Origin of the sequence: Saccharopolyspora sp. CA-218241 (assembly GCF_050954615.1) — a bacterium.
Taxonomy (GTDB): domain Bacteria; phylum Actinomycetota; class Actinomycetes; order Mycobacteriales; family Pseudonocardiaceae; genus Saccharopolyspora; species Saccharopolyspora cebuensis.
The window spans coordinates 4,680,955-4,707,525 of the sequence record NZ_CP191860.1 but is presented as its reverse complement, the minus strand read 5'-3'; the positions used below and the strand labels follow the sequence as shown (position 1 = coordinate 4,707,525).

21 protein-coding genes and 3 tRNA genes are annotated in these 26,571 nt (G+C 71.7%); 16 read left to right on the top strand and 8 right to left on the bottom strand.

From position 1 onward, the window contains the following. Positions 1 to 24 precede the first annotated feature (24 nt). Positions 25 to 1,182 carry a PQQ-dependent sugar dehydrogenase gene (locus tag ACQP0T_RS22395; RefSeq protein WP_433869837.1) on the bottom strand — a complete coding sequence of 386 codons (1,158 nt, stop codon included), beginning with the start codon at positions 1,180 to 1,182 and terminating at the stop codon, positions 25 to 27. Between the two features lie 130 nt (positions 1,183 to 1,312). On the opposite strand from ACQP0T_RS22395, the gene ACQP0T_RS22390 reads away from it, so the two are divergent. Next, positions 1,313 to 2,029, top strand: a complete 717-nt coding sequence (locus tag ACQP0T_RS22390; protein ID WP_345367740.1) for a DoxX family protein — start codon at positions 1,313 to 1,315, stop codon at positions 2,027 to 2,029. A 320-nt stretch (positions 2,030 to 2,349) separates the two neighbouring features. On the opposite strand, the gene ilvD is transcribed toward ACQP0T_RS22390, so the two are convergent. Both ilvD and ACQP0T_RS22380 read right to left on the bottom strand, forming a co-directional pair. Next, positions 2,350 to 4,194 carry a dihydroxy-acid dehydratase gene (gene ilvD, locus ACQP0T_RS22385; RefSeq protein ID WP_433869836.1) on the bottom strand — a complete coding sequence of 615 codons (1,845 nt, stop codon included), beginning with the start codon at positions 4,192 to 4,194 and terminating at the stop codon, positions 2,350 to 2,352. A 188-nt stretch (positions 4,195 to 4,382) separates the two neighbouring features. After that, positions 4,383 to 4,970, bottom strand: a complete 588-nt coding sequence (locus ACQP0T_RS22380; protein ID WP_433869835.1) for a PH domain-containing protein — start codon at positions 4,968 to 4,970, stop codon at positions 4,383 to 4,385. Between the two features lie 371 nt (positions 4,971 to 5,341). Here ACQP0T_RS22380 and ACQP0T_RS22375 point away from each other — a divergent pair, with 371 nt between their 5' ends. The 7 genes from ACQP0T_RS22375 (at position 5,342) to ACQP0T_RS22345 (ending at position 13,127) form a co-directional block, all read left to right on the top strand. After that, positions 5,342 to 7,174, top strand: a complete 1,833-nt coding sequence (locus ACQP0T_RS22375) for an acetolactate synthase large subunit (RefSeq protein ID WP_433869834.1) — start codon at positions 5,342 to 5,344, stop codon at positions 7,172 to 7,174. An 8-nt stretch (positions 7,175 to 7,182) separates the two neighbouring features. After that, positions 7,183 to 7,689, top strand: coding sequence for an acetolactate synthase small subunit (gene ilvN, locus ACQP0T_RS22370; protein WP_345367744.1), 507 nt, complete (start codon positions 7,183 to 7,185; stop codon positions 7,687 to 7,689). Positions 7,690 to 7,733: 44 nt separating this feature from the next. Next, entirely contained in the window at positions 7,734 to 8,729 is a 996-nt protein-coding gene (gene ilvC / locus ACQP0T_RS22365) for a ketol-acid reductoisomerase (protein ID WP_433869833.1), read from the top strand. A 139-nt stretch (positions 8,730 to 8,868) separates the two neighbouring features. After that, positions 8,869 to 9,117 carry a DUF397 domain-containing protein gene (locus ACQP0T_RS22360; protein ID WP_433869832.1) on the top strand — a complete coding sequence of 83 codons (249 nt, stop codon included), beginning with the start codon at positions 8,869 to 8,871 and terminating at the stop codon, positions 9,115 to 9,117. Positions 9,118 to 9,340: 223 nt separating this feature from the next. Beyond that, positions 9,341 to 10,939, top strand: coding sequence for a phosphoglycerate dehydrogenase (gene serA, locus ACQP0T_RS22355; RefSeq protein WP_433869831.1), 1,599 nt, complete (start codon positions 9,341 to 9,343; stop codon positions 10,937 to 10,939). Positions 10,940 to 11,186: 247 nt separating this feature from the next. Beyond that, on the top strand, positions 11,187 to 12,230 hold the full coding sequence (locus ACQP0T_RS22350; protein WP_433869830.1) for a 3-isopropylmalate dehydrogenase: 1,044 nt from the start codon (positions 11,187 to 11,189) through the stop codon (positions 12,228 to 12,230). Between the two features lie 111 nt (positions 12,231 to 12,341). Continuing rightward, a complete protein-coding gene (locus ACQP0T_RS22345) occupies positions 12,342 to 13,127 on the top strand; it encodes a fumarylacetoacetate hydrolase family protein (RefSeq protein WP_433869829.1) in 786 nt (261 codons plus the stop codon). Positions 13,128 to 13,444: 317 nt separating this feature from the next. On the opposite strand, the gene ACQP0T_RS22340 is transcribed toward ACQP0T_RS22345, so the two are convergent. Then, positions 13,445 to 14,677: an FAD-dependent oxidoreductase gene (locus ACQP0T_RS22340; protein ID WP_433869828.1), complete on the bottom strand. Its 1,233-nt coding sequence runs from the start codon at positions 14,675 to 14,677 to the stop codon at positions 13,445 to 13,447. A gap of 104 nt (positions 14,678 to 14,781) precedes the next feature. On the opposite strand from ACQP0T_RS22340, the gene gltX reads away from it, so the two are divergent. The 5 genes from gltX to ACQP0T_RS22315 all read left to right on the top strand — a co-directional run bounded on the left by gltX (position 14,782) and on the right by ACQP0T_RS22315 (position 18,509). Next, positions 14,782 to 16,269: a glutamate--tRNA ligase gene (gltX, locus tag ACQP0T_RS22335; protein ID WP_433869827.1), complete on the top strand. Its 1,488-nt coding sequence runs from the start codon at positions 14,782 to 14,784 to the stop codon at positions 16,267 to 16,269. A 110-nt stretch (positions 16,270 to 16,379) separates the two neighbouring features. Continuing rightward, entirely contained in the window at positions 16,380 to 17,147 is a 768-nt protein-coding gene (locus tag ACQP0T_RS22330) for an HAD family hydrolase (protein WP_433869826.1), read from the top strand. A gap of 152 nt (positions 17,148 to 17,299) precedes the next feature. Then, positions 17,300 to 17,371: transfer RNA gene (locus ACQP0T_RS22325), tRNA-Gln, on the top strand. A gap of 34 nt (positions 17,372 to 17,405) precedes the next feature. Next, positions 17,406 to 17,478, top strand: a tRNA-Glu gene (locus tag ACQP0T_RS22320). A gap of 958 nt (positions 17,479 to 18,436) precedes the next feature. Further along, a tRNA-Glu gene (locus ACQP0T_RS22315) sits at positions 18,437 to 18,509 on the top strand. Positions 18,510 to 18,615: 106 nt separating this feature from the next. On the opposite strand, the gene ACQP0T_RS22310 is transcribed toward ACQP0T_RS22315, so the two are convergent. Beyond that, positions 18,616 to 19,317: an IclR family transcriptional regulator gene (locus ACQP0T_RS22310; RefSeq protein ID WP_433869825.1), complete on the bottom strand. Its 702-nt coding sequence runs from the start codon at positions 19,315 to 19,317 to the stop codon at positions 18,616 to 18,618. A gap of 88 nt (positions 19,318 to 19,405) precedes the next feature. Here ACQP0T_RS22310 and leuC point away from each other — a divergent pair, with 88 nt between their 5' ends. The 3 genes from leuC to ACQP0T_RS22295 all read left to right on the top strand — a co-directional run bounded on the left by leuC (position 19,406) and on the right by ACQP0T_RS22295 (position 22,362). Further along, positions 19,406 to 20,809: a 3-isopropylmalate dehydratase large subunit gene (leuC, locus tag ACQP0T_RS22305; protein ID WP_345367754.1), complete on the top strand. Its 1,404-nt coding sequence runs from the start codon at positions 19,406 to 19,408 to the stop codon at positions 20,807 to 20,809. Between the two features lie 44 nt (positions 20,810 to 20,853). Next, positions 20,854 to 21,456 carry a 3-isopropylmalate dehydratase small subunit gene (leuD, locus tag ACQP0T_RS22300; protein WP_433873813.1) on the top strand — a complete coding sequence of 201 codons (603 nt, stop codon included), beginning with the start codon at positions 20,854 to 20,856 and terminating at the stop codon, positions 21,454 to 21,456. A 228-nt stretch (positions 21,457 to 21,684) separates the two neighbouring features. After that, positions 21,685 to 22,362 carry an HU family DNA-binding protein gene (locus ACQP0T_RS22295; RefSeq protein WP_433869824.1) on the top strand — a complete coding sequence of 226 codons (678 nt, stop codon included), beginning with the start codon at positions 21,685 to 21,687 and terminating at the stop codon, positions 22,360 to 22,362. Between the two features lie 305 nt (positions 22,363 to 22,667). Here the strand turns inward: ACQP0T_RS22295 and ACQP0T_RS22290 are convergent, their stop codons facing one another. The 3 genes from ACQP0T_RS22290 to cofC are packed head-to-tail and all read right to left on the bottom strand — an operon-like array spanning position 22,668 to position 26,563. Next, positions 22,668 to 23,600: an NUDIX hydrolase gene (locus ACQP0T_RS22290; protein ID WP_433869823.1), complete on the bottom strand. Its 933-nt coding sequence runs from the start codon at positions 23,598 to 23,600 to the stop codon at positions 22,668 to 22,670. Between the two features lie 58 nt (positions 23,601 to 23,658). Beyond that, the gene (locus ACQP0T_RS22285; RefSeq protein ID WP_433869822.1) at positions 23,659 to 25,878 is read right to left on the bottom strand and encodes an RNA degradosome polyphosphate kinase; all 2,220 of its coding nucleotides are present in this window, start codon (positions 25,876 to 25,878) and stop codon (positions 23,659 to 23,661) included. A gap of 13 nt (positions 25,879 to 25,891) precedes the next feature. After that, the gene (cofC, locus tag ACQP0T_RS22280) at positions 25,892 to 26,563 is read right to left on the bottom strand and encodes a 2-phospho-L-lactate guanylyltransferase (protein ID WP_433869821.1); all 672 of its coding nucleotides are present in this window, start codon (positions 26,561 to 26,563) and stop codon (positions 25,892 to 25,894) included. Positions 26,564 to 26,571 lie beyond the last annotated feature (8 nt).

Below are 26,571 nucleotides of genomic sequence, written 5' to 3'. Positions count from 1 at the left end.
AGAACGGGTGAATCGGGTGGAAGCTCAGTCCTTGCCAGCGGTCCCGCCGGTGGGCGGTTCGATGCGGATCACCCGGTCGTCGCTGGACACGGGCTGCCCGCCCGCCTTGTTCGCGGTGCCCAGCCAGACCAGGCCGTCCGGGCCGAGCGCCGCGGCGGTGAAGCGGCCGTAGGTGCCCTCCATCACCTTCGTCGGCTGGCCGGTGAAGGCCCCGTCCGGGGACGGGTGCAGCGTGTACAGCGCGGCGGCGTCGCGCAGCGCCACCACCACGGTGCCCGGGTCGGCGGCGCAGCCCGTCACGCCCGGCTGCTCCCGCCAGCTCCAAGCGGGCGGCCCGATCGGTCGGCCCGGACGCACCTGGTGCAGCACGTCCTCGCCCGCCCGGCGGTCGGTGACCCAGAACGAGCCCAGCCCCGGGACCCCGCAGATGCCGCCCGGATCGGACAGCCCGGCGGCGACCACCGGCGAGTCCGGCCGCGGGTTGCCCTCGGCCGGATCGCCGAAGCCGTTGATCCGCAGCACCTTCCCGGCCAGCGACGCCGGATCGGTCGCGGCGGCCGGGTTCCCGGCGTTGCCGGTGGCCACCAGCAGCGCGCCCTGCCCGTCGTCGAACAGCGCGCCGGAATTCCCGCTGCCGCCCTTGGGGATGCCGGTGAACACCGGTTTCGGGCTGTCCCCGGCCGCGATCCGCACCACCCGGTTGTCGCCGCCGGTGGTGATGTAGGCGTAGAACAGCTCGTCCTCGTGGTAGCTCGGGGACAGCGCGAGCGCGGTCAGCCCACCGCCGGAGGAGGCGTCCACCGGCAACCGGGCCAGCTCCACCGGCTCGGCGTCGCGGCGCACCAGCAGCACCCGGCCGGTGGCCCGCTCGCCGACCAGCGCGCCCTGCCCGTCGGGCAGCACCGCGACGGCGCCGACCGGCTCCAGGCAGGTGGCGATCACCGCGGTGTCCGGGTCCTCGCAGCCGACCGGCTCGGCGGGCGCGGACTGCGGGGCGTCCGGGTCCGGCGGCGGCGCCTCGCCCTCGATCGACGGCTGCGGACCCGCCTGCGGTTCCAGGCTCGGCTGTTCCGACCACGGCCGGGGGTGCTCGTCGGGGAACTGGGCGCACCCCGCCAGCAACGCGCCGACGACGGCGGTCGCGCTCAGCAGGAGACGCCGGTTCCGGTGGGAGGCTGCCACGGCCACGAGGGTAGCCCGGCCGCGGTGAACGCCGGGTGAGCCAGGCACTCGCGGCCGGTGGTCACGTGTCGAGCGAGATTCCTTCGAAAGGGTCGCACTTCGCGGTCGCCATGCCTTAGCCTCACGCGGCGTGAGGATCCACGACGATCGCCCCGGTGGTGCCGGCGGCTACCCCGACGATCGCAGCTACGGCCGCCACGCCAGCGGCGGAGCGGCGGGTGGTCCGGGCAGCGCGCACGGCTACGACTACTACGACGACGCCTACAGCGACGCGGAAGCGACCTCGCTCGTCGCGTCCGACAGGGACTACTACTACGACGACGAGGCCGAACCCGGACTCCAGCCCGAGCGGTCCGGCTGGAACGCGGGCGCCGACCTCGGCCTGCTGGTGCTGCGATGGACCCTCGGCGGGATCTTCCTCGCCCACGGCGCGCAGAAGCTGTTCGGCGCGTTCGGCGGACCCGGCCCCGAGGGCTTCGCCGGAGCGCTGACCGGGATGGGCTTCCAGCAGAGCGCGCTGCTCGCGCTGATCACCGGCGGCACCGAGCTGGGCGCCGGAGCGCTGCTGGTGCTCGGGCTGTTCACCCCGCTGGCCGCCGCCGGCGTGCTCGGCGTGATGGCCAGCGCCATCGCGCTGAACTTCGGCAACGGGTTCTTCGCCTCAGAAGGCGGGGTCGAGTTCGAGGTGGTGCTCGCCGCGCTCGCGCTGGGCTTGATGTTCACCGGGCCGGGCCGGGTCGCGCTGGACCGCGGCCGGGTCTGGGTCCGCCGCCCGCTGATCTTCGGCACCGTGTCGTTGGTGATCGCGGCGGCGGCCAGTGCAGCAGTGCTACTCCTCCTGCGGTGAGGTTCGTGGTTTCGGGCTCGCTCTGCGTGGCGGTGCAAGTGGCGGAACCTCAGCTGTCTTCTCGCTCCGGGCGCCCTTCTTGATGTATGCCGATACACGGCATCAGGGCGTCCTCGCGAGAAGACAGCTGAGAACCCGCGGCGGTGCAAGCTGCGAGGGTGGAGTAGTGCGGAAGCGGCTTTCGCCGCTTGCCTGACGGGGGTGCCGTTCGGCGCGTGCGTTCGGGTGTGGCGTTCGCCCGATGGGGCCTTGAGTGCGGGGCACCTTCATCCGGGTATGTCGGATGAAGGTGCCCCGCACCAGGGAACGTCACCGGGTGGTCACTTGCCGATGTCGCGGACCGCGCCGTAGGAGGCGGAGGTGGCGAGCTTGGCGTAGGCCCGCAGCGCGGCCGTGACCTTGCGCTCCCGGCCGACCGGCTCCCACGGGTGCTCGCTGGCGTCCATCTTGGCCCGGCGTTCGGCGAGCACCGCCTCGTCGACCAGGAGCTCCAGCTTGCGCTCCCGCACGTCGATGAGCACCTGGTCGCCGTTCTCGACCAGGCCGATGGTCCCGCCGTTGGCCGCCTCCGGGGAGATGTGCCCGATGGACAGCCCGGAGGAGCCGCCGGAGAAGCGCCCGTCGGTGATCAGCGCGCACTTCTTGCCCAGCCCGGAGCCCTTGAGGAAGGCCGTCGGGTGCAGCATTTCCTGCATCCCCGGGCCGCCGGAGGGACCCTCGTAGCGGATCACCAGGACTTCGCCGGGCTGGATCTCCTTGTTCAGGATCGCCGAGACGGCCTGCTCCTGGCTCTCCAGCACCCGCGCCGGGCCCTGGAAGTGCCACAGCTCCTCCTCGACGCCCGCGGTCTTGACCACCGCGCCGTCCACCGCGAGGTTGCCGCGCAGCACCGCCAGCCCGCCGTCGGCGGTGTAGGCGTGCGCGACGTCGCGGATGCAGCCGCCCTCGGAGTCGGTGTCCAGGCTCGACCAGCGGTTCTCGGTGGAGAACGCCTTCGTGGTGCGGACCCCGCCCGGCGCGGCGTGGAACATCTCGACGGCCTCGGCCGACGGCGAGCCGGAGCGGATGTCCCACTTGGTCAGCCACTCGGTCAGGTTCGGGCTGTGGATCGCGGTGACGTCGCGGTGCAGCATCCCGCCCCGGTCGAGCTCGCCGAGGATCGCGGGGATGCCGCCGGCCCGGTGCACGTCCTCCATGTGGTAGTCGGAGTTCGGCGCGACCTTGGACAGGCAGGGCACCCGGCGGCTGGTCGCCTCGATGTCCTCCAGGGCGAAGTCGATCTCGCCCTCCATCGCGGCGGCCAGCGTGTGCAGCACCGTGTTGGTGGAGCCGCCCATCGCCATGTCCAGCGCCATCGCGTTCTGGAACGCCTTCTGGTTCGCGATCGAGCGGGGCAGCGCCGACTCGTCGTCCTGGCCGTAGTAGCGGCGGCACAGGTCCACGACGGTGCGCCCGGCGTTCTCGAACAGCGCCCGCCGGGCCGCGTGGGTGGCCAGCGTGGAGCCGTTGCCGGGCAGCGCGAGGCCCAGCGCCTCGGTGAGGCAGTTCATCGAGTTGGCGGTGAACATGCCGGAGCAGGAGCCGCAGGTGGGGCACGCGGAGCGCTCGACCTCGGAGAGCCCCTCGTCGTCCACCGCCGAGTTGGCCGAGGCCGAGATCGTGGTGATCAGGTCGGTCGGGGCCTGCGCGACGCCGTCGACGACCACCGCCTTGCCCGCCTCCATCGGCCCGCCGGAGACGAAGACCGTCGGGACGTTGAGCCGCATCGCGGCGTTGAGCATCCCGGGCGTGATCTTGTCGCAGTTCGAGATGCACACCAGGGCGTCGGCCTGGTGCGCGTTGACCATGTACTCCACCGAGTCGGCGATGATCTCCCGCGAGGGCAGCGAGTAGAGCATCCCGCTGTGGCCCATCGCGATCCCGTCGTCCACGGCGATCGTGTGGAATTCGCGCGGCACCCCGCCCGCTTCCCGGACGGTCTCGGCCACCACGTCACCGAGGTCGCGCAGGTGCACGTGGCCGGGAACGAACTGGGTGTAGGAGTTGGCGATCGCGACGATCGGCTTGCCGAAGTCGTCGTCGGTCATGCCGGTGGCACGCCACAGCGAGCGGGCGCCTGCGGCGTTCCGCCCGTGGGTCGTGGTGCGGGAGCGGAGCTGGGGCATTGTCCACCTCGTTTGTCGCCAGCGAGGACCGGTCCCGCGGACGGGGGAGCCCTCGGCACGTGTTCCGGGACGCGGGGGACCCCAGCCGCGATCGACGGCCGAGCCCTGGCGTCGGCGGGATCCGGCCTATCGGCCGGGAACGCCCAGGAGGCGCCTTGTGGGCGCGCGGAGCAGCGGTGACTCCGACACTACTCCGCGGTGGCGGGGTCGGTCAGCCGCCCGCCGCTCATCACCGCGAGCCGGGGCAGGTCGCGCACCCGGATCGCGGGCAGCACGACCTCGTCGCCGGAGCGCAGCACGGCCTTGAGCCAGCGCTTCTCGTCCAGCCGCAGCGAGACCACCTCGTCCCAGGTGAACCGCTTGCCGCCGAAGACCGTGCGGGTGCGGACCTCGTCGGGGCCGACGGTGGTGCGGGTGCGCAGGATCCAGACCGCGATGGCCAGCGGGATCAGGTAGACCAGCAGCGCCCACGGTCCGGCCGTGGTCGCCAGCGGGGTGGCGCAGGCCGCGATGGCGAGCACGGCGAGCAGCGACACGGGGTTGATCCGGAAGGCCAGCGAGGACGGCAGCGGCCGCTCCTCGGCGGTCGCCTGCGCGGTGGTGCCCGCCGCCGGGTCCGCGTCCTCGGCGCTGTCGGCCTGCTCCGGGGCTCCCGCCTGTCCCGGGGTTCCCGCCTGTCCCGGGGTTTCCGCCTGCTCGGACCGCTCCGGCCGTTCCGGGGTCTCGGCTCGCTCCGGGGTCTCGGGCTGCTCCGCGTCCTGCTGGGTCTGGCTCACCCCTCGATGGTCCCACCTGCGGCGGGAGGTGCGGACCGGGGTGCCGCCGCCCGCACCACCGGGGGAGGCGCACACCACACCCGGACGGGTGAGGAAGGGGGCGGGAGCCGTGCTGAACTGGTCGAACGCCGGACCGCGCACCGGACCGGGCGTCCACGACGTGGGAACGGCGTCCCGCAGGTTTGACTCGGCGACCGAGCGCGGACTACCGTCCAGGCCATGCTGCGACTGCACGACATTCTCGTACTTCCCCGGCGCGTCGACGCCTAGGAAGTTTCGCAGCGTCGACGCGCCAACCCTCGTGGGGCCATTTCCCGGTCCGCGGGGTTTTTTCGTGTCCGACCCCACTCCCCGACCCCGAGGCAGACCTGATGACCAGCGCCAACACCAGGCAGAATCCGGTCCCGACGCCGCCCCCAGGACGCCGGCCCAAGCCCGCTCCGCCCACCGGTGCGCCGGTGAAGCTCAGCGGTGCGCAGGCCCTGGTGCGCTCGCTCGAATCCGTCGGTTGCGAGATCGTCTTCGGCATTCCCGGCGGCACCATCCTCCCGGCCTACGACCCGCTGCTGGACTCCCAGAAGGTGCGCCACGTGCTCGTCCGCCACGAGCAGGGGGCCGGGCACGCCGCCACCGGGTACGCCCAGGCCACCGGCCGGGTCGGGGTGTGCATGGCCACCTCCGGCCCCGGCGCGACCAACCTGGTCACCGCCCTGGCCGACGCCCAGATGGACTCGGTGCCGCTGGTGGCGATCACCGGCCAGCAGTCCACCTCGCTGATCGGCACCGACGCCTTCCAGGAAGCCGACATCTGCGGCATCACGCTGCCGATCACCAAGCACAACTTCCTGGTCACCGACCCGGCGGAGATCCCGAGGACCATCGCCGAGGCCTTCTACATCGCCTCCAGCGGCCGTCCCGGACCGGTGCTGGTGGACATCCCCAAGGACGTCCAGCAGGCCACCACCTCGTTCGCCTGGCCGCCGGAGATGAAGCTGCCCGGGTACCGGCCCGCCACCAAGCCGCACGGCAAGCAGGTCCGGGAGGCGGCGCGGCTGATCACCACCGCGCAGCGGCCGGTGTTCTACGTCGGCGGCGGGGTGCTCAAGGCGGAAGCCACCGCGCAGCTGCGCGAGCTGGCCGAGCGCACCGGCATCCCGGTGGTCACGACCCTGATGGCGCGCGGCGCCTTCCCCGACTCGCACCCGCAGCACCTCGGGATGCCGGGGATGCACGGCACCGTCGCGGCGGTCGCCGCGATGCAGCGCGCCGATCTGCTGGTCGCGCTCGGCGCCCGGTTCGACGACCGGGTCACCGGCCAGCTCTCCTCCTTCGCGCCGGAGGCCAAGGTCGTGCACGCCGACATCGACCCGGCGGAGATCTCCAAGAACCGCTACGCCGACGTGCCGATCGTCGGCGACTGCAAGGACGTGCTCGGCGAGCTGATCGAGACCGTGGCGGGGCTCACCGCCGAGGAGGGCAGCGCCGACCTGGCGCCCTGGTGGCAGACGCTGAACAACTGGCGCTCCCGGTTCCCGCTGGGCTACGAGTGGCCGGCCGACGGCAGCCTGTCGCCGGAGTACGTCATCGAGCGGATCGGCGCGCTGGTCGGCCCGGACGCGGTCTACGCCGCCGGCGTCGGCCAGCACCAGATGTGGGCCGCCCAGTTCATCGGCTACGAGAACCCCCGGACCTGGCTGAACTCCGGCGGCCTGGGCACCATGGGCTACGCGGTGCCCGCCGCGATGGGCGCCAAGGCCGGGGTGCCGGACAAGCAGGTCTGGGCCATCGACGGCGACGGCTGCTTCCAGATGACCAACCAGGAACTCGCCACCTGCGCCATCGAGGACATCCCCATCAAGGTCGCCGTCATCAACAACGGCAACCTGGGTATGGTCCGGCAGTGGCAGAACCTCTTCTACGCCGAGCGTTACTCACACAGCGACCTCGGCACCCACAAGCACCGCATCCCGGACTTCAAGCTGCTGGCCGAGGCCTACGGCTGCGCGGGTCTGCGGTGCGAGTCCGCTGAGGACGTCGACAGCGTCATCCAGCGGGCCATGGAGATCGACGACCGACCCGTCGTGATCGATTTCGTGGTGGGGCAGGACGCGCAGGTCTGGCCGATGGTGGCCGCCGGGACCGGCAACGACGAGATCATGGCGGCGCGCGGCATCCGCCCGCTGTTCGCCGAGGACGAGGGGTGAGCGCGGCGATGACACGGCACACGCTCAGCGTGCTGGTGGAGAACGTCCCGGGTGTGCTGGCCAGGGTTTCCGGCCTGTTCTCCCGGCGCAGCTTCAACATCGAGTCGCTCGCGGTGGGCCCGACCGAGCACCCGGACATCTCCCGGATGACGATCGTGGTCGCCGTCGGCGAGCAGCCGCTGGAGCAGGTCACCAAGCAGCTCAACAAGCTCGTCAACGTGATCAAGATCGTGGAGCTGGAGCCGGACGCCGCCGTGCAGCGGGAGCTGCTGATGGTCAAGGTGCGCGCCGACGCCTCGGTGCGCAGCCAGGTGCTGGAGACCGTGCAGCTCTTCCGGGCCAAGGTCGTCGACGTCTCACCGGAGGCGCTGACCATCGAGGCCACCGGCACCGCCGACAAGCTGGGCGCGCTGCTGCGGATGCTCGAGCCCTACGGCATCCGGGAGATGGTGCAGTCCGGCTCGATCGCCATCGGCCGGGGACCGCGTTCGATCACCGCCACCGCGGTGCGCTGACACCCCGCCACAGCCGAACGAAGAAGTGCGAAGGGAACAACGAGATGGCAACTGAGATCTTCTACGACGCCGACGCCGATCTGGGCATCATCCAGGGCCGCAAGGTCGCCGTGGTGGGCTACGGCAGCCAGGGCCACGCCCACGCGCTGAGCCTGCGGGACTCGGGCGTGGACGTGCGGATCGGGCTGCCGGAGGGCTCCAAGTCCCGCGCCAAGGCCGAGGAGGAGGGCCTGGCGGTCGGGACGGTCGCCGAGGTCGCCGCCGAGGCCGACGTGATCATGATCCTGGCGCCCGACACCAAGCAGCGCCAGATCTACGCCGAGGAGATCGCGCCGAACCTCAAGTCGGGTGACGCGCTGTTCTTCAGCCACGGCTTCAACATCCGCTACGGCCTGATCCAGCCGCCGTCCGATGTGGATGTCGCGATGGTCGCGCCGAAGGGCCCGGGCCACCTGGTCCGCCGCCAGTTCGTCGACGGCAAGGGCGTGCCGTGCCTGATCGCGGTGGAGAACGACGCCTCCGGCGGCGCGCAGGCGCTGGCGCTGTCCTACGCGGCCGCCATCGGCGGTGCCCGCGCGGGCGTCATCAAGACCACCTTCAAGGAGGAGACCGAGACCGACCTGTTCGGTGAGCAGGCGGTGCTCTGCGGCGGTGCGAGCGCGCTGGTGCAGAACGGTTTCGAGGTGCTGGTCGAGGCCGGGTACCAGCCGGAGATCGCCTACTTCGAGGTGCTCCACGAGCTCAAGCTGATCGTGGACCTGATGTGGGAGGGAGGCATCGCCGGGCAGCGCTACTCCTGCAGCGACACCGCCGAGTACGGCGACCTCACCCGCGGCCCGCGGGTGATCGACGCCCACGTCAAGGACTCGATGCGGGCCATCCTGGGCGAGATCCAGGACGGCACGTTCGCCAAGGAGTGGGTGGCCGAGGACGAGGCCGGCCGGCCGAACTTCACCAAGCTCCAGGAGGCGGGCAACGCCCACCAGATCGAGGAGGTCGGGCAGAAGCTGCGCGGCCTGATGTCCTGGACCGGCAAGTGAGGCAGCGGCGCAGGTGAACCGGGGCCGCACGGCCCGGGTGGACGGGCCCGGTGGATCCCCGCGGGGGAGCACCGGGCCCTCCGGTGCGCGAGGCCGGTCCTCGCGTCGACAGCGGAGGGTGAGCGATACAGTGCACGACGTGAGTGGTTCAGACAACGACATCGTCGACGACAAGGCGCACATCCGGCACGAGCTCGACTTCTCCGACGCCGAGTGGATCACCAGCACCGACGACCCGGACGAGCCCGGGGTGGAGATCGCCTTCGTCGACGGCTACATCGGGATGCGCAACGGCGCGCAGCCGGAAGGACCGGTCCTGGTGTTCACGCCGGAGGAGTGGGACGCCTTCGTCGCGGGGGCCAAGGACGGCGAGTTCGACGAGCCGTGAGCCGACCCCTCCGCACCTCCGCGGCGACCGCGGGGGTGCGGAACTTCACCGGATCGATTCCGAGTCTCGTGACCTGCGGTGATGACCGGGGTGCCGGGGGTGGTCGGTGCGGTGATCCGGGCTACACCCTTGTGAACTCTTTCTCAATCTCCCGTTAAACTCCCACCCCGTCCGGGCACAACGCCGTGCCCCAGCGCCGACCGTCTCTCTCACTGGAGCGCCCGTGACCAATGCAAGCCGTCCTGTCGTTCTGATCGCCGAGAAGCTGGCCCCCTCCGTCATCGACGCCCTCGGTGGCGAGGTCGAGGTGCGCCACGTGGATGGAACCGACCGACCGGCCCTGCTCGCCGCCGTCGCCGACGCCGACGCGCTGCTGGTCCGCTCCGCGACCAAGGTCGACGCCGAGGTGCTCGCGGCGTCGTCGAAGCTCAAGGTGGTCGCCCGCGCCGGTGTCGGGCTGGACAACGTCGAGGTCCCCGCCGCCACCGAGCGCGGCGTGATGGTCGTCAACGCGCCGACCTCCAACATCGTCTCCGCCGCCGAGCACGCGATGGCCCTGCTGCTGTCGCTGGCGCGCAATGTCGCACCGGCCGACGCCAGCCTGCGCGCCGGCGAGTGGAAGCGCAGCGCGTACTCCGGCGTCGAGCTCAACGGCAAGACCATCGGCGTCGTCGGCCTCGGCAAGATCGGGCAGCTGTTCGCCCAGCGCGTCGCGGCCTTCGGCACCGAGCTGATCGCCTACGACCCCTACGTCTCGGCGGCCCGCGCCGCGCAGCTCGGCATCGAGCTGGTGAGCCTGGAGGAGCTGCTGCGCCGGGCCGACGCGCTGTCCATCCACCTGCCCAAGACCGCCGAGACCCTCGGCCTGATCGGTGCGGAGGAGCTCAAGCTCGCCAAGCCGAACCTGTTCGTCATCAACGCCGCGCGCGGCGGCCTGGTGGACGAGGAGGCGCTCGCCGACGCGCTGCGCAACGGCACCATCGCCGGGGCGGGCATCGACGTCTACAAGACCGAGCCGACCACCGACAGCCCGCTGTTCGAGCTGCCCAACGTGGTGGTGACCCCGCACCTGGGCGCCTCCACCGCCGAGGCGCAGGACCGCGCGGGCACCGACGTCGCCAAGTCGGTCAAGCTGGCGCTGCGCGGCGACTTCGTGCCGGACGCGGTGAACGTGCAGGGCGGCGCGGTCGGCGAGGAGGTCCGCCCGTACCTGCCGCTGGCGCAGAAGCTGGGCCAGCTCCTGTCGGCGATGCTGGCGGGCACCCCGAGCTCGGTGACCGTCGAGGCCCGCGGCGAGCTGGCCGACGAGGACGTCTCGGTGCTGCCGCTGGCCGCGCTGCGCGGGCTGTTCGCCGGCGCGGTGGAGAACCAGGTCACCTTCGTCAACGCCCCGCAGCTCGCCGAGGACCTCGGCGTCGACGTCGAGGTGAAGAAGACCTCGGAGAGCAAGAACCACCGCAGCGTGGTGTCGCTGCGCGCGACGCTGCCCGACGGCCGCACCGGCGTGGTGTCGGGCGCGCTGTCCGGCCCGAACGAGGTGCAGAAGCTCGTCGAGGTCAACGGCCGCCACTTCGACCTGCGCGCCGAGGGCCACGTGCTGCTGCTGGAGTACCCGGACCGCCCGGGGGTGATGGGCACCGTCGGCACCCTGCTCGGCGAGGTCGGGGCGAACATCGAGGCCGCCACGGTCAGCCAGACCAAGGACGGGTCCGACGCGATCATGCTGCTGCGCGTGGACCGGCCGGTCGAGCAGGGCGTGCTGGAGCCGATCGGCGCCGCCGTCGGCGCCCGGATCGTGCGCGCGGTGAGCTTCGAGGACTGATCGCCGCGGACGCGCGGACCGCTCGCTCGGAGTGTTCGCGCGGATCCTTCGGAAGCGGGACGCCCGGGGCCGTCGCGGGAACGCGGCGGCCCCGGAACCGTCCGCGTCAGCCGAACGGCGGTCCCACCAACCGGGAAGGATCAACCACTTGGTGGTCCGGCGTGCCTGCGCCCACGGGCGCCCCGGTAGCCTTCGGCGCAACAGTTCGAGCCCCGCACAGGTCGGGGTCTTCTCGGGAGGTGTGTAGATGCGGCTCGCTGTGATCCCCGGTGACGGGATCGGGCCGGAGGTGGTCGCCGAGGCGTTGAAGGTCCTCGGTGAAGTGGTGCCGGATACCGAGATCACTCGATACGACCTCGGTGCCGCGCGCTGGCACTCGACCGGGGAGCTGCTGCCCGAATCGGTGCTCGGCGAACTGCGCCAGCACGACGCGATCCTGCTCGGTGCGGTCGGCGATCCTTCGGTGCCCAGCGGCATCCTGGAGCGCGGCCTGCTGCTGCGGCTGCGCTTCGAGCTCGACCACCACGTGAACCTGCGCCCGGCGCGGCTCTACCCCGGGGTGAAGAGCCCGGCCGCCGACCCCGGCGAGATCGACATGGTGGTGGTCCGGGAGGGCACCGAGGGCCCGTACGCGGGCAACGGCGGCCTGCTGCGCAAGGACACCACGCACGAGATCGCCACCGAGGTCAGCATCAACACGGCGTTCGGCGTCGAGCGGGTGGTCCGGGACGCCTTCGCGCGCGCGGCGGCCCGCCCGCGCAAGCACCTGACCCTGGTGCACAAGACCAACGTCCTCACCCACGCCGGGTCGCTGTGGTCCCGCGTCGTGGAGGAGGTCTCGCTGCAGTACCCGGACGTCACGGTCGCCTACCAGCACGTGGACGCCACCACGATCCACCTGGTCATCGATCCGTCCCGGTTCGACGTGATCGTCACCGACAACCTGTTCGGCGACATCATCACCGACCTCGCCGGGGCCGTCACCGGCGGGATCGGGCTGGCCGCCAGCGGCAACATCGACGCGACCCGGCGCAACCCGAGCATGTTCGAGCCGGTGCACGGCAGCGCCCCGGACATCGCCGGCCAGGGCGTCGCCGACCCGACGGCTGCGGTGCTGTCGGTGGCGATGCTGCTCGACCACGTCGGCCTGTCGGAGGCCGCCAAGCGGGTCGAGGCCTCGGTGGCCTTCGACCTCGCCACCCGCGACCACTCGGCCCCCGGCGCGACCTACGCCATCGGAGACCGGCTGGCCGCGCTGGTGTCCTCCCGGGAGGTCGCACCGCAGGCCTGAGCACTCGCTCACCGGGCGTCTCCCCAGGCGGGGAGGCGCCCGGTGTCGTGAGCGGTCGCGCAGGCCGGGTTAGGCTCGACCCGCAGTCCACATCGAACGCGGAGGTCCCCCTTGCGCCTGGCACGTGTCGCCCACTCCGACGGGGTGTCGTTCGTCGCCCTCGAACCGGATCCGTCGGCGCCGCGGGAGAAGATCCTGGCCGTCGAGATCGACCAGCACCCCTTCGGCGAGCCGACCTACACCGGGCGCACCTGGCCGATGGCCGACGTCCGGCTGCTCGCGCCGATCCTGCCGACCAAGGTGATCTGCGTCGGCAAGAACTACGCCGAGCACGCCCGGGAGATGGGCGGCGAGCCGCCGGAGAACCCGGTCATCTTCATGAAGCCGTCGACGACGGTGACCGGCCCGAACGCGCCGATCAAGCTCCCCGCCAGCTCCGAGCGCGTCGACTTCGAGGGCGAGCTCGCCGCGGTGGTCGGCCAGCCCTGCAAGAACGTGCCCGCCGCGCGCGGCGGCGAGGTGCTGCTGGGCTACACCATCGCCAACGACGTCACCGCGCGCGACCAGCAGCAGGCCGACGGGCAGTGGACCCGGGCGAAGGGCTACGACACCTTCTGCCCGCTCGGTCCGTGGATCGACACCGAGGTCACCCCGAACGACCTGGCCCTGCGCACCGAGCTCGACGGCGAGGTCAAGCAGGAGTCCCGGACGTCGCTGCTGCTGCACGACGTCGGCTCGCTGGTGGCCTGGATCTCCCGGGTGATGACGCTGCTGCCCGGCGACGTCATCCTCACCGGCACCCCCGCCGGGGTCGGCCCGATGCAGGACGGGCAGACCGTGTCGGTGTCGATCGACGGGTTGGGGGCACTAACAAACCCGGTCCAAGCCGAACGTTGAGGTTTTTGGTTTCGGGCTCGTTTTGCGGTGCGGTGCGGGTGGCGGAACCTCAGCGGCCTTCTCGCTCCGGGCGCCCTTCTTGATGTATGCCAATACACGGCATCAGGGCGTCCTCGCGAGAAGGCCGCTGAGAACCCGCGGCGGTGCCAGCTGCGAGGGTGGGGTAAAGCGGAAGCGGCTCGCGCCGCTTGTCTGACGGTGGTTCCGTTCGGCGCGTGCGTGGGGTGGAAGCGGCTCGCGCCACTTGCCTGACGGTGGTTCCGTTTGGCGTGTGTGTTGCTTCGCCGCTTGTCTTGCCGTGGTGCGTGGTTTCGTCGTTAGCGGCGGGCTGGTTCGGGTGGGCGTTCGCGTAGGGCTCCGAAGGCCAGGACGTAGGGCGGGATTCGGCGCAGCCACGGCACCCTCTGGAGCAGGCGCAGCGGTAGCGGTAGTGCCGCCCGGTCGCTGAACTCGATCTCGCCGCGCAGGGCGGGCGCCACGACCCGGCGGTGCAGCACGCGCTGGAGGCCCTGCACGAGGACCGTGGTCGGCCGGCGCCGCCGCTGCACGGCGACGACGTGCCGCCGCCGCAAGCGCCCGTCGCGCAGCGGTGCGGCGAGGTGGCGGGCCGCCGCTACGGCGTCCTGCACGGCGAGGTTGATGCCGATGCCGCCGACCGGGGACATGGCGTGCGCGGCGTCGCCGATGCACAGCAGTCCCGGCACGTGCCAGCGGCGCATCCGGTCCAGGGTGACGTGCAGGACCTTCACGTCCGCCCAGTCCTGGACCAGGTCCCGGCCGTCGCCGAGCCACGGCAGCCGCTCGACCAGGGCGCGGTTGAACGCCTCGATCGGCTCCGAGCGGCCTTCCCGGTCGGTGCCCTTGGGGATGATCGAGGCCATCTGGAAGTAGTCGCCCCGGTCCAGCATCGCGGTGAACGAACCGCGGTGGATCAGCGCGACCCCGCCCGCCGGGTCGCTGTCCCGGCGGGGGACCTTGAACCAGCGCACGTCCATCGGGGTCGCGAAGTCGTGGACACCGAGCTCGGGCAGCTCGCGGGCGATCGAGTCCCGCCCGTCGCAGGCGACCACGAGGGTGGCGCGCAGCTCCCCGGCGGTGCCGTCGGCGGTGCGGTAGCGCACGCCGCGCACCCGCCCGCCTTCGCGCACGAACTCGGTCGCCTCGGTCTCGCGCCGCAGGGTGAACAGGGGTTCGCGGGACCCTTCGTCGGCCAGCAGGTCGAGGAAGTCCCACTGCGGCACCATCGCGATGTAGTCGCGTTCGACGGGCAGCGTCCGGAAGTCGGCCAGCGTGGCGAACTCCCCGTCCTCGCCGACCGGGATCCGCATCCGGTCCAGCCTGCGCTGCGGCAGCGCGTCGAAGCGCTCGCCCAGGCCGAGGTCGTCCAGCAGCGCGAGGGTGGAGGGGTGCACGGTGTCGCCCCGGAAGTCGCGCAGGAAGTCGGCGTGCTTCTCCAGCACGGTGACCTCGACGCCGGACCGCGCCAGCAGCAGTCCGAGGACCATCCCGGCGGGTCCGCCGCCGATCACGCAGCAGGTCGTGCGCTCCATCGCGCCCTCCTCTGGTCGGACCGTTATTCAACGACCGTTGAAAACCAGGATGCGCTCCCCGGGCGCGCTCGTCAACCAGCGCACTGGCTAGGCTGGGAGCCGTGATGAGCACGCCAGCAGCAGCGACCCCGTCCAGCGTCCGAGCCCGGTTCTGCCCCTCGCCGACCGGTGTCCCGCACGTGGGGCTCATCCGCACCGCGCTGTTCAACTGGGCCTTCGCCCGGCACCACGGGGGTTCCCTGGTGTTCCGCATCGAGGACACCGACGCCTCGCGGGACACCGAGGAGTCCTACCAGGCGATCATCGACGCCCTGCGCTGGCTCGGCCTGGACTGGGACGAGGGCATCGAGGTCGGCGGCGAGCACGGGCCGTACCGGCAGAGCCAGCGCCGCGAGATCTACGACGACGTCGCGCGGCGGCTGCTGGAGGCGGGCGAGCTCTACGAGTCCTTCTCCACCGCGGAGGAGGTCGAGCAGCGGCACCGCGCGGCCGGCCGCGACCCGAAGCTCGGCTACGACAACGCCGACCGCGAGCTCACCGAGGAGCAGAAGGACGCCTTCCGCGCCGAGGGCCGCGCCGCCGTGCTGCGGCTGCGGATGCCCGACCGCGACATCGCCTTCACCGACCTGGTGCGCGGCGAGATCACCTTCAAGGCGGGCACCGTGCCCGATCCCGTGCTGGTGCGCGGCAACGGCGATCCGCTCTACACCCTGACCAACCCGGTCGACGACGCGCTGATGCGCATCACCCACGTGCTGCGCGGCGAGGACCTGCTGGCCTCCACGCCGCGGCAGATCGCGCTCTACGAAGCGCTGCGGCGGATCGGCGTCACCGACTTCACCCCCGAGTTCGGCCACCTGCCGTTCGTGATGGGGGAGGGCAACAAGAAGCTCTCCAAGCGCGACCCGCAGTCGGACCTGTTCCACCACCGGGAGCGGGGATTCCTGCCCGAGGGGCTGCTGAACTACCTGGCGCTGCTCGGCTGGTCCATTTCGGAGGACCGCGACGTGTTCACCCTCGACGAGATGGTCGAGGCGTTCGACATCGGCCGGGTGAGCTCGAACCCCGCGCGGTTCGACCAGAAGAAGGCCGACGCGATCAACTCCGCGCACCTGCGCGCGCTCGCGCCCGACGACTTCGTCGGCCGGGTGGTGCCGTACCTGGTGCTCGGTGGCGTGCTGCCGCCCGAGCCGAGCGAGCAGCAGCTCGACCTGGTGCGGGCCGCGGCGCCGCTGGTGCAGGAGCGGCTCGTGGTGCTCTCCGACGCGGTCGGGATGATGCGGTTCCTGTTCGCCGGGGACGACTTCGCGCCGGACCCGGCTTCGGCCGAGAAGGCGCTCGGCGAGGACGCCCGGCCGGTGCTGGAAGCGGCCGTCGGCGCGCTGGCGGAGCTGCCGGACTGGACCGCCGCGGCGATCGAGGAGGCGCTCAAGGCCTCGGTCGTGGACGGCTTGGGCATCAAGCCGCGCAAGGCCTTCGCGCCGGTGCGGGTGGCCGTCACCGGCCGCACCGTGTCGCCGCCGCTGTACGAGTCGATGGAGCTGCTGGGCCGCGAGGTTTCCCTGAGCAGGCTGCGCGCCGCGCTGGCCTGAACCGCCATGCCGTGTGAAACTGCGCGCTGTTACTGAAACAACGCGCAGGATCACCGCCTTGGCCGAATCGGATTCGCCCGGTGAGCGCCTAGCCTCTCGGGGTGACATCCGTGGCTGAACCCTCCCGCACCACCGGGCAGATCAAGGCCGTCTGCCTGGACATCGACGACACGCTCGTGGACAGCGAGCGCGCTTCGCGGGAGGGGCTGCGGGCCCTCGTGGGCACCGACCGCGCCTGGCAGGTGTGGCGGCGCATCACCGACGAGCACTTCGGCGACCACGCCGCCGGGGACGGCGATTTCGACGCGACCTCCGCCGCGCGCACCCGCGCGTTCTTCGCCGCCTTCGGCCACGAGATCGACGACGCCGAGCTCGCCCGGCGGGAATCCGACCGGATGGCCGCGATGCGGCGCGCCTGGCGGCTGTTCGACGACGCGCTGCCCTGCCTGGACTGGTTGCGCGCCACCGGACTCCGGCTCGTCGCGATCACCAACGCGCCGAGCGCCTACCAACGCCGGAAGATGGCCGACGTCGGCCTCGCCGGAACGTTCGACACCGTGCTGCTCTCCGAGGAAGTCGGTGCGGCCAAACCGGATTCGCGGATCTTCGCCGCCGCGTGCGGCGGGCTCGGGCTGCGCCCGGAGGAGGTCGTCCACGTGGGCGACCGGCTCGACGCCGACGCGGTCGGCGCCGTCCGAGCCGGGATGCACGGCATCTGGCTCGACCGCCGGGACACCGGCCGGACCGCGCCGGACGGCGTGCGGGTCATCAGCAGCCTCTTCGACCTGCCGGAGCTCCTCGTGTGCGACCTGCCCGCCGTGCCCGGGCCGACCGCCGCGCCCGCCGTCGTGGGCGAGGTCGTCGGCCTGCCCCGCTGACCCCGCCACGACCAGCCCGAACACCGAAGGGGAGGGGGTGTTTCGAAGGGCTCCGCGGGGTTGTGTAGTATTCTCATCAACGGCGCGGACAGCGGTCCGGGGTCGAACTCCCGAGCGGGAGGGCGAACCGGGCGGATGGCCGGGCCAGCCGGTGGGGTATGGTGTAATCGGCAGCACGACTGATTCTGGTTCAGTTAGTCTAGGTTCGAGTCCTGGTACCCCAGCGAGCAGGTGGATTTCCACCGCTCAACTGAATGAGGTCCCGTCGTCTAGCGGCCTAGGACGCCGCCCTCTCAAGGCGGTAGCGCGGGTTCAAATCCCGTCGGGACTACGCAAAAGGGACCGGTGTGTGCACTGTTGTGCGCACACCGGTTTTTGCTTCGTCGTGTTGTCCGGGGGGCCGAGCCCCCCGGGCCCCCACGGTGCGGCACCCTCACCCTGACGAGTACGGCGGGATCACCTTTTACCCGTTTGTTGCGCTTGGAGCGGGGCACTTTTCTCTGGGTGTTGGCTCGCGCTTCGCGCTTGACCCTCCCTGGTGAGGGCTGGGGTCGCTTTCTGCCTGGTTGTTTGGTTTGGGGTGTGGCGCCTTCCTGCTGGGTGTTGGCTCGCGCTTCGCGCTTGACCCTCCCTGGTGAGGGCTGGGGTCGCCTTTTGCCCGGTTGTTTGGTTTGGGTGTGGTGTCTTCGGCTGGGTGGCTCGCGCTTCGCGCTTGTCTTTGGGGTTTTCGGGGTCTGGTTGGTGGGTGGGGTGGGGTCGCCTTTGCTTGCTTGTGCTGCCTTGGGTTGGCTTGTTCGGTGCGACTGTGGGGTTGCTTTTGGTGCGTCGCCTGATGGGGTTTTGAGTGAGGGGCACCTTCATCCGGCATAGTCGGATGAAGGTGCCCCTCACTCAGGTCTTGGGGGCTGTGTTGTTCGGGTGGGGGCTTCAGCGGCTGAGGTCGCGGTTTTGTCTTGTCCTGGTTGTTTTGGGGTTTGTGCCTGGGTGGGCGGTGGTTTGGTCCTGCTTTTGAGGGCTGTCGTGCGGGGAGCGTGGTGGTGCGGACGTCTTCCCGGGGTGGTGCAGCTCCGGTGACGTGGTTTGTGGTTGGGGGCGGGCTGTGTGCAGGTGGGAGCGGAGCCTGGACTGCTCGGCTTTCGGGGGTTGGCGGTTGGGGCCTTGGGGTTCGGTCGGTGGTGGGTGGGGTTGGCTCCTGTCTTCTGTTTGGTGGGTGAGCTGGGGTTTTCTTGTGAGGGTGGGGGTGGTTGTGGGTGGGGTGGGGTGGGCGTGTAGAGTTGTCGTCGTAGCGCGGTCCCGTCGTCTAGCGGCCTAGGACGCCGCCCTCTCAAGGCGGTAGCGCGGGTTCAAATCCCGTCGGGACTACGTCTAGCGGGCCCCTCGCTCTGGTGAGCGCGGGGCCCGCTTCGTTGTGCTGGTCGAGGGGCTGAGCAGGTGTGCGGTTGGCTTCCTGCCCAGCCCGCTCGTGGTCCTACAGGCGGTTCTGGAGGGCGTCCGCGGCGGCCAGGAGGTCGGCGGCCCAGCGGGCACCCGGGCGGCGGCCCATGCGGTCGATGGGGCCGGAGACCGAGATGGCGGCGACCACGGTGCCCGCGGTGTCGCGGACCGGGGCGCTGACGCTGGCCACCCCGGACTCGCGTTCGGCGACGCTCTGCGCCCAGCCGCGGCGGCGGACCTCCATCAGGGTGCGCTCGCCGTAGACCGCCTCGCCGAGCACGGCGCGCTGGGTGGCCGGATCGGCCCAGGCCGCCAGCACCTTCGCCCCCGAACCCGCCGTCATCGACAGCGCGGTGCCCACCGGCACCGTGTCGCGCAGGCCGCTGAGCGGTTCGGCGGCGGCGACGCAGAGCCGCTGCATCCCGTCCCGCCGGTAGAGTTGGACGCTCTCCCCGGTGACGTCCCGCAGTTTGGGCACCACCGCGGCCGCCGCCTCCAGCAGCGGATCGACCGCTCCGCCCGCGAACTCGGCCAGCGCCGGGCCGGGCCGCCAGCGGCCGTCCGAGCCCCGGCGCAGCAGCCGGTGCACCTCCAGGCCCACGGCGAGCCGGTGGGCCGTCGCCCGGGGCAGGCCGGTGCGGCCGCACAGCTCGGCGAGGCCGCAGGGTTCCTCCGCGACCGCCTGCAACACGGCCACTGCCTTGTCCAACACTCCGATACCGCTATGCTGTCCCACGTACCGATATTAACTTCCCGATATCTGGGAAGTCCACTCTGTGGGAGTGACCCGACTCGGGTCACACCAGCCTCGACGGGGAGCAGCGATGGGAAAAACGCTCGCGGAGAAGGTTTGGGACGCGCACATCGTGCGCCGGGGTGAGGGGCACGAGCCCGACCTGCTCTACATCGATCTCCACCTGGTCCACGAGGTCACCAGCCCGCAGGCCTTCGAGGGGCTGCGGTTGGCCGGCCGACCGGTGCGCCGCCCCGACCTGACCCTGGCCACCGAGGACCACAACGTCCCGACCACCGGGCTCGACCTGCCGATCGCCGACCCGGTGTCGCGCACCCAGGTCGACACGTTGCGCAAGAACTGCGCCGAGTTCGGCATCCGGCTGCACCCGATGGGCGATGCCGAGCAGGGCATCGTGCACGTCGTCGGCCCGCAGCTCGGCCTGACCCAGCCGGGCACCACCGTCGTCTGCGGGGACAGCCACACCTCCACGCACGGCGCGTTCGGCGCCCTGGCGTTCGGCATCGGCACCTCCGAGGTCGAGCACGTGCTGGCCACCCAGACGCTGCCGCTGCGGCCGTTCAAGACGATGGCGGTGAACATCGAGGGCGAGCTGCGCCCCGGCGTGACGTCCAAGGACGTCATCCTCGCCGTGATCGCCAAGATCGGTACCGGGGGTGGCCAGGGCTACGTCCTGGAGTACCGGGGCGAGGCGGTGCGGAAGCTGTCCATGGAAGCCCGGATGACGATCTGCAACATGTCGATCGAGGCGGGCGCCCGGGCCGGCATGATCGCCCCGGACGAGACGACGCTGGCCTACCTCCAGGGCCGTCCGCACGCGCCGAGCGGGGCCGACTGGGACGCCGCGGTGGAGCACTGGCGGTCGCTGCACACCGATCCCGACGCCGAGTTCGACGCCGAGGTGACCATCGACGCCGACGCGCTCACCCCGTTCGTCACCTGGGGCACCAACCCCGGCCAGGGACTGCCGCTGGGCGAGCGGGTGCCGGACCCGGCGCGGATCGCCGACGAGGCCGAGCGGGCGGCCGCCGAGAAGGCGTTGTCCTACATGGGACTGACCGCGGGGATGCCGCTGCGCGAGGTGGGCGTGGACACGGTGTTCCTGGGCTCCTGCACCAACGGCCGGATCGAGGACCTGCGGGCCGCCGCCGAGGTGCTCCGGGGCCGCACGGTCGCCGGGGACGTCCGGATGCTCGTGGTGCCCGGCTCGATGAAGGTCCGGCAGGAGGCCGAGGCGGAGGGGCTGCACGAGGTTTTCACCGCCGCGGGGGCGGAATGGCGTTCGGCCGGTTGTTCGATGTGCCTCGGGATGAACCCGGACCAGCTCTCGGCGGGGGAGCGCAGCGCCTCCACCTCCAACCGCAACTTCGAGGGCAGGCAGGGCAAGGGCGGCCGCACGCACCTGGTCTCCCCGCTGGTGGCCGCCGCCACCGCCGTGCGCGGCACGCTGTCCTCGCCCGAGGACCTCGACTGAGCCGCTGAACCGCCCTGCCGACGACACAACCTGGAGCGTTGATCGTGGAACCTTTCACCACCCACACCGGGGTCGGCGTCCCGCTGCGCCGGTCCAACGTGGACACCGACCAGATCATCCCGGCGGTCTACCTCAAGCGGGTCGCGCGGACCGGCTTCGAGGACGCCCTGTTCGCCGCCTGGCGCGGTGACGAGGACTTCGTGCTCAACCAGGAGCCCTTCAAGGCGGGCAGCGTGCTCGTCGCGGGGCCGGATTTCGGCACCGGGTCTTCTCGCGAGCACGCCGTCTGGGCGCTGAAGGACTACGGCTTCCGGGTGGTCATCTCGTCCCGCTTCGCCGACATCTTCCGGGGCAACTCGGGCAAGCAGGGCCTGGTGGCCGCCGAGTGCGCGCAGTCCGATGTGGAGCTGCTCTGGAAGCTGCTGGAGAACGAGCCGGGGACCGCGGTGACCGTGGACCTGGAGCAGCGGACCGTGCACGCCAAGGACCTCACCGTGTCCTTCGGCATCGACGACTACACGCGCTGGCGGCTGCTGGAGGGCCTCGACGACATCGGGCTGACGCTGCGGCACGCCGAGACGATCGACACTTTTGAGCAGAACCGGCCGGGCTTCAAGCCCGCCACGCTGCCCGCCCCGCAGGGCTGAGCAGGAACCGTCGGGAAGCGCGTTCTCCGCCGCACAAAAGGAAAAACGCGCTTCCCGGCGGACAACTGAACAGTTGCTCCACCGGCCCCGGAGCCGCCTGCGGGCGGAGTCGAATGCACCGCGCCCCAACAGAAAACGGGGCGTGGCGAATGGCATTTATTTCTCCGGGGCTTTACCGTGGCCTTGAGTCGGCCCAACGGGGCCGTTGTTGTCCTGGGAGGGACTGAAGTGAACAAGGCCCAACTCATCGAGGCTCTGGCCGAACGTCTCGGCGACAAGAAGACCGCCAGCCAGGCGGTGGAAAACGTGGTGGACATCATCGTCCGCAACGTCAACAAAGGCGAGAAGGTCAACATCACCGGCTTCGGCGTTTTCGAGAAGCGGGCGCGTGCGGCCCGCACCGCTCGCAACCCGCGCACCGGTGAGACCGTGAAGGTCAAGAAGACCAACGTTCCCGCCTTCCGCGCCGGCACCCAGTTCAAGGAAGTCGTGGGCGGGCAGCGCAAGCTGCCGCGGGCCACCACCGCCAAGGCCGCCACCACCCGCGGGGCGACCACCAAGACGGCCGGTACCCGCACCAAGGCCGCCACCTCCGGCACGTCGACCCGTTCGACGTCGTCGAAGACGGCCGCCGCCCGCACCTCGACCCGCGGCACGACGTCGAAGGCCAGCAGCACCAAGGCCGCGGCGCCGAAGAAGTCCACGGCGACGTCCAAGCCGGCCGCCAAGTCGACGACGTCGAAGGCCAGCACCTCCAAGGCCGCGCCGAAGAAGTCCACGTCGACGTCCAAGGCCGCGCCGAAGTCCGCGCCCAAGAGCACGGCCAAGGCGAGCACGGCCAAGTCGTCGACGAGCCGTCCGGCGGCCAAGAAGGCGTCGACCACGCGCAAGTCCACCAAGAAGTGAGCGCTCGCGGTACGGCGAGCTCCACGTCGACCGGGCGGGCGGCGCGGTAAGTCCCCACCGCGGGGCGCTGCGCCGCCCGCTCACGGTCCTGGTGGCCGTCCGGGAGCGGCCCTCCGGGAGCGGCCCTCTCCGAGCGGCGCTGTGCGGCTGCGCGGAGCGCCGTCCGGTGCGGTCCCCGGACCGGTGCCCGTTCGGGCGGCAGCGGGCGAATCAGGCGGTGCTGCGGCGGTCCCGGTCGCGGCCCCTCCGGTGTCCGTCCCGGAGTTCGCGCGTCGCACGTGAAGTGCTTTCGCGGAAACGGCGGCTCAGGCCACCGGATCGGCCAGGTAGTCGGCCGCCACCAGGCGCGGTCCACCCGCTTCGCGGCGGAAGGTCAGCGTCCACACGCTGCCCTTCCGGCTGGCGACCTCCCCGAGGTCCAGCCCGCCGTCGGCGGCCAGCCGCGTCACCAGATCGGGGATCACCCCGCCCTGACTGCACACCAGGGCGGGGCCCGCACCGTCGGCGATCTCCCGCAGCCGCCGCACCGCCTCGGCCGGCCGGTCGCGGTACACCTCTTCGGAGAACAGCGGTTCGCCGCCCACTTCCACGCCGAGGTCCGCGGCGATCGGGGCCACCGTTTCGGTGCAGCGCAGCCGCGGCGCCGAATAGATCCGGCGGGGGCCGAACACCGGCAGCAGCGAATGCAATGCGTCGCGCTGCGCGATTCCCGAATCGTCCAGCGGACGCAGCACGTCGTCCCCGGTCCATTCGGAGCGGCTGCCCGCATTCGCGTGGCGCACCAGCAGCACGGTGGTCACGTCGGTGGGCAGCCGTTCGAAGGCGTCGAGCACGACGGCGTCGAACCGGTAGGTCATTCGCTCCCGCGCCGCCTCGGCGGGCAGCCAGCGCAGTTCGTCGACTTCGCCGTTGGGTTCGAAACGGCCGCCGCGCACGCTCGCGGCGAAGTAGTCCACGACCTTCGCCACCGGGCCGCCCGGACCGGGCACCGAGTAGCGCGCCCGGGTCAGGAAGCGCGACAGCACCGCGGTGAAACCGGTTTCCTCGGCGACCTCGCGGGCAGCCGCGTGCGCGGCGAGCTCGCCCGGGTCGAGCTTGCCCTTGGGCAGCGACCAGTCGTCGTAGCGGGGCCGGTGCACCACCGCCACCTCCACGCCGGACTCCCCGTGCCGCCACAGCACCGCGCCCGCGGCCCGGACCACCGGACTCCCGGCGTCGACGTCCTCCAGTTCGGACACCGACCGCTCCTCGGTCACACCATCACCTGATCCCGCCTCGAATCGGACGACGCCGCGCTCAGGAGACCTTGGCGCCGTGCAGCCGGAGCATCTCGACCTGGTGGTCCTTGACCTGCTCGCCGCTGCTGGGGGAAGCCTCCCAGTCGCCCTTGGCGTTGAGCACCCAGCACCGGGTGGCCGGGTGCAGGGCCGAGTCCAGGATCGCGTCGAGCTGCCCGACCAGCTTCGGGTCGGTCACCCGCACCTGCGTCTCGATGCGGCGGTCGAGGTTGCGGTGCATCATGTCCGCGCTGCCGATCCAGCGCTCGCCCGCGCCGACGAAGTGGAACACCCGGGAGTGCTCCAGGAACCGGCCCAGGATCGAGCGCACCTCGATGTTCTCGCTCAGGCCGGGCACCCCCGCCTTCAGCGCGCAGATCCCGCGCACCACCACCCGCACCGGCACCCCGGCCAGCGAGGCGCGGTACAGCGCGTCGATGATCTGCTCGTCCACCAAGGAGTTGACCTTCATCCGGATGCCGCTGGGCGAACCGGCGCGGGCCAGCTCGATCTCCTGCTGGATGCGCTCCACGATGCCCCGGCGGATGCCCTGCGGCGAGACCAGGATGCGCCGGTACGCGCCGTGCCGCGCGTAGCCGGTGAGCACGTTGAACAGGTCGGTGAGATCGGCGCCGACTTCCGGGGAGGCGGTCAGCAGCCCCATGTCCTCGTAGACCCGAGCCGTCTTCGGGTTGTAGTTGCCGGTGCCGAGGTGGCAGTAGCGGCGGATCGTGGCACCCTCCTGGCGCACCACGAGCGCGGTCTTGCAGTGCGTCTTGAGCCCCACCAGGCCGTACACCACGTGCACGCCCGCACGTTCCAGGGTGCGCGCCCACTGGATGTTGGCCTGCTCGTCGAAGCGCGCCTTGAGCTCCACCAGGGCGACGACCTGCTTGCCCTCCTCGGCGGCGTCGATGAGCGCGTTGACGATCGGGGAGTCGCCGGAGGTGCGGTAGAGGGTCTGCTTGATGGCCAGCACGTTCGGGTCCACCGCCGCCTGCTCGATGAACCGCTGCACCGAGGTGGAGAACGAGTCGTAGGGGTGGTGCACCAGGACGTCGCCGTCGCGCAGCGTGGCGAAGATGCTCTTGGGCGTCTTGCCCTCGGCGAAGGCCGGGTGGGTCGCGGGGACGAACGGCGCGGACTTGAGGTCCGGCCGCTGGAGCTTGTCGAGCTGCGCCAGGCAGGTCAGGTCCAGCAGGCCCTTGACCTCCACCACGTCGTGCTGGTCCACCTCGAGCTCGCGCAGCAGGAGTTCGAGCATGGTCTCGCTCATCGTGTCGGTGACCTCCAGCCGCACCGGCGGGCCGAACCGCCTGCGGGCCAGCTCCCGCTCCATCGCCTGCAGCAGGTCCTCGTCCCGGTCCTCCTCGACCTCCAGGTCGGCGTTGCGGGTGACCCGGAAGATGTGGTGCTCGGTGACCCGCATCCCGGGGAACAGCTTGTCCAGGTGCGCGGCGATGAGCTCCTCCAGCGGGAGGAAGGTGGCGCGCTCGTTCTCCCGGTCGGCCTCCACCCGGATCAGCCGGGGCACGTTGTCCGGCACCTTCACCCGCGCGAAGCGGCGCACCCCGCCGTCCGGGTCGGCCACCGTCACCGCGAGGTTCAGCGAGAGCCCGGAGATGTAGGGGAACGGGTGCGCCGGGTCGACCGCCAGCGGGGTGAGCACCGGGAAGATGTGGTCCTCGAAGTACCGCGACTGCGACCGCTGCTCGGCCTCGTCGAGCTCCGACCAGGTCAGGATGCGGATGCCCTGCGCCTCCAGCTCCGGGCGCAGCTCGTCGACGAAGACCCGGCCCAGCTTCGCGGTGAGGTCCTGGTTGCGCGCCGAGATCCGGGCGAGCTGCTCGTGCGGCGTCAGGCCGTCCGCGCTGCGCACCGACAGGCCGGTCTCCTCGCGGCGCTTCAACCCGGCGACCCGCACCATGTAGAACTCGTCCAGGTTGGACGCGAAGATCGACACGAAGCGGGCGCGCTCCAGCACCGGCTGCGAGCGGTCCTCGGCGATGGCGAGCACCCGGGCGTTGAAGTCCAGCCAGGAGAGCTCGCGGTTGAGGTAGCGGTCCTCGGGCAGGTCCGTGGTGGCCGCCGCCCGGGTCACGGCGGGCGGCGCGGCGGGCACCCGGGCGCCGCCGGCGTCCGGGCCGGGCAGGGGCGCGGGGGCGGGCCCGCTCGCGGGCACGGGTGGCCGGGCGGTGCCGCGGTCGCTGTCGTCGCTCACGGTTCCATTGTCCCGCATCGGAGCCCCCCGGCTAGACCGCCGAGGGCGGCTCGGCCGACGTCACAGGCGCGCGCCGCAGCAGCGCCCCGGTGTTCGGTCCCAGGCCCAGCGCGGTGGCCGCGCCGAGGTCGTCCGGGGTGTCCACATCGCAGCGCACCGATTCCCACGGGCCGAGCAGGGGGACCGCCCCGGAGCCGGTGTGCGCGGCGGCCGAACCGGGCCCGAACCGCGGGTCCAGCGGACGGCCCGGCGCCGCGAGCAGCAGCGTGGTGCCGGTCGCCTGCCGGTCCGGGCAGAACGCCCGGCGCGGTCCCGCCGCGCGCAGCGCTGCGTCCAGTTCGGCCGGACGCAGCGCGGGCAGGTCGGCCTGCAGCGCGCCGACCCGCCGCACCGCGGTCCGGTCCCGCAGCACCGCGTCCCCGTGCCGCAGCGCCGCGTTCAGCCCCGCCTCCGGGCGGTCCGCCAGCACCTCCACCCCGGCCCCGGCCAGCACCGCGGTGAGCACCGGGTCGGAGGTCACCGCGACCACCGCGGTCACCGCATCGGCGGTGCGCGCGGCGGCGACCGTGTCCCGCACCACGGCGACGACCAGTTCCGCGTGCGCCGCGGCGCGGCCCGCGCCGCCGTCGGCCGCGCCCAGCAGCCGGGACTTCGCCGCGGCCAGCGACTTGATCGGCAGGAGGAGGTACAGGCCAGCGCTCACCCGGCCAT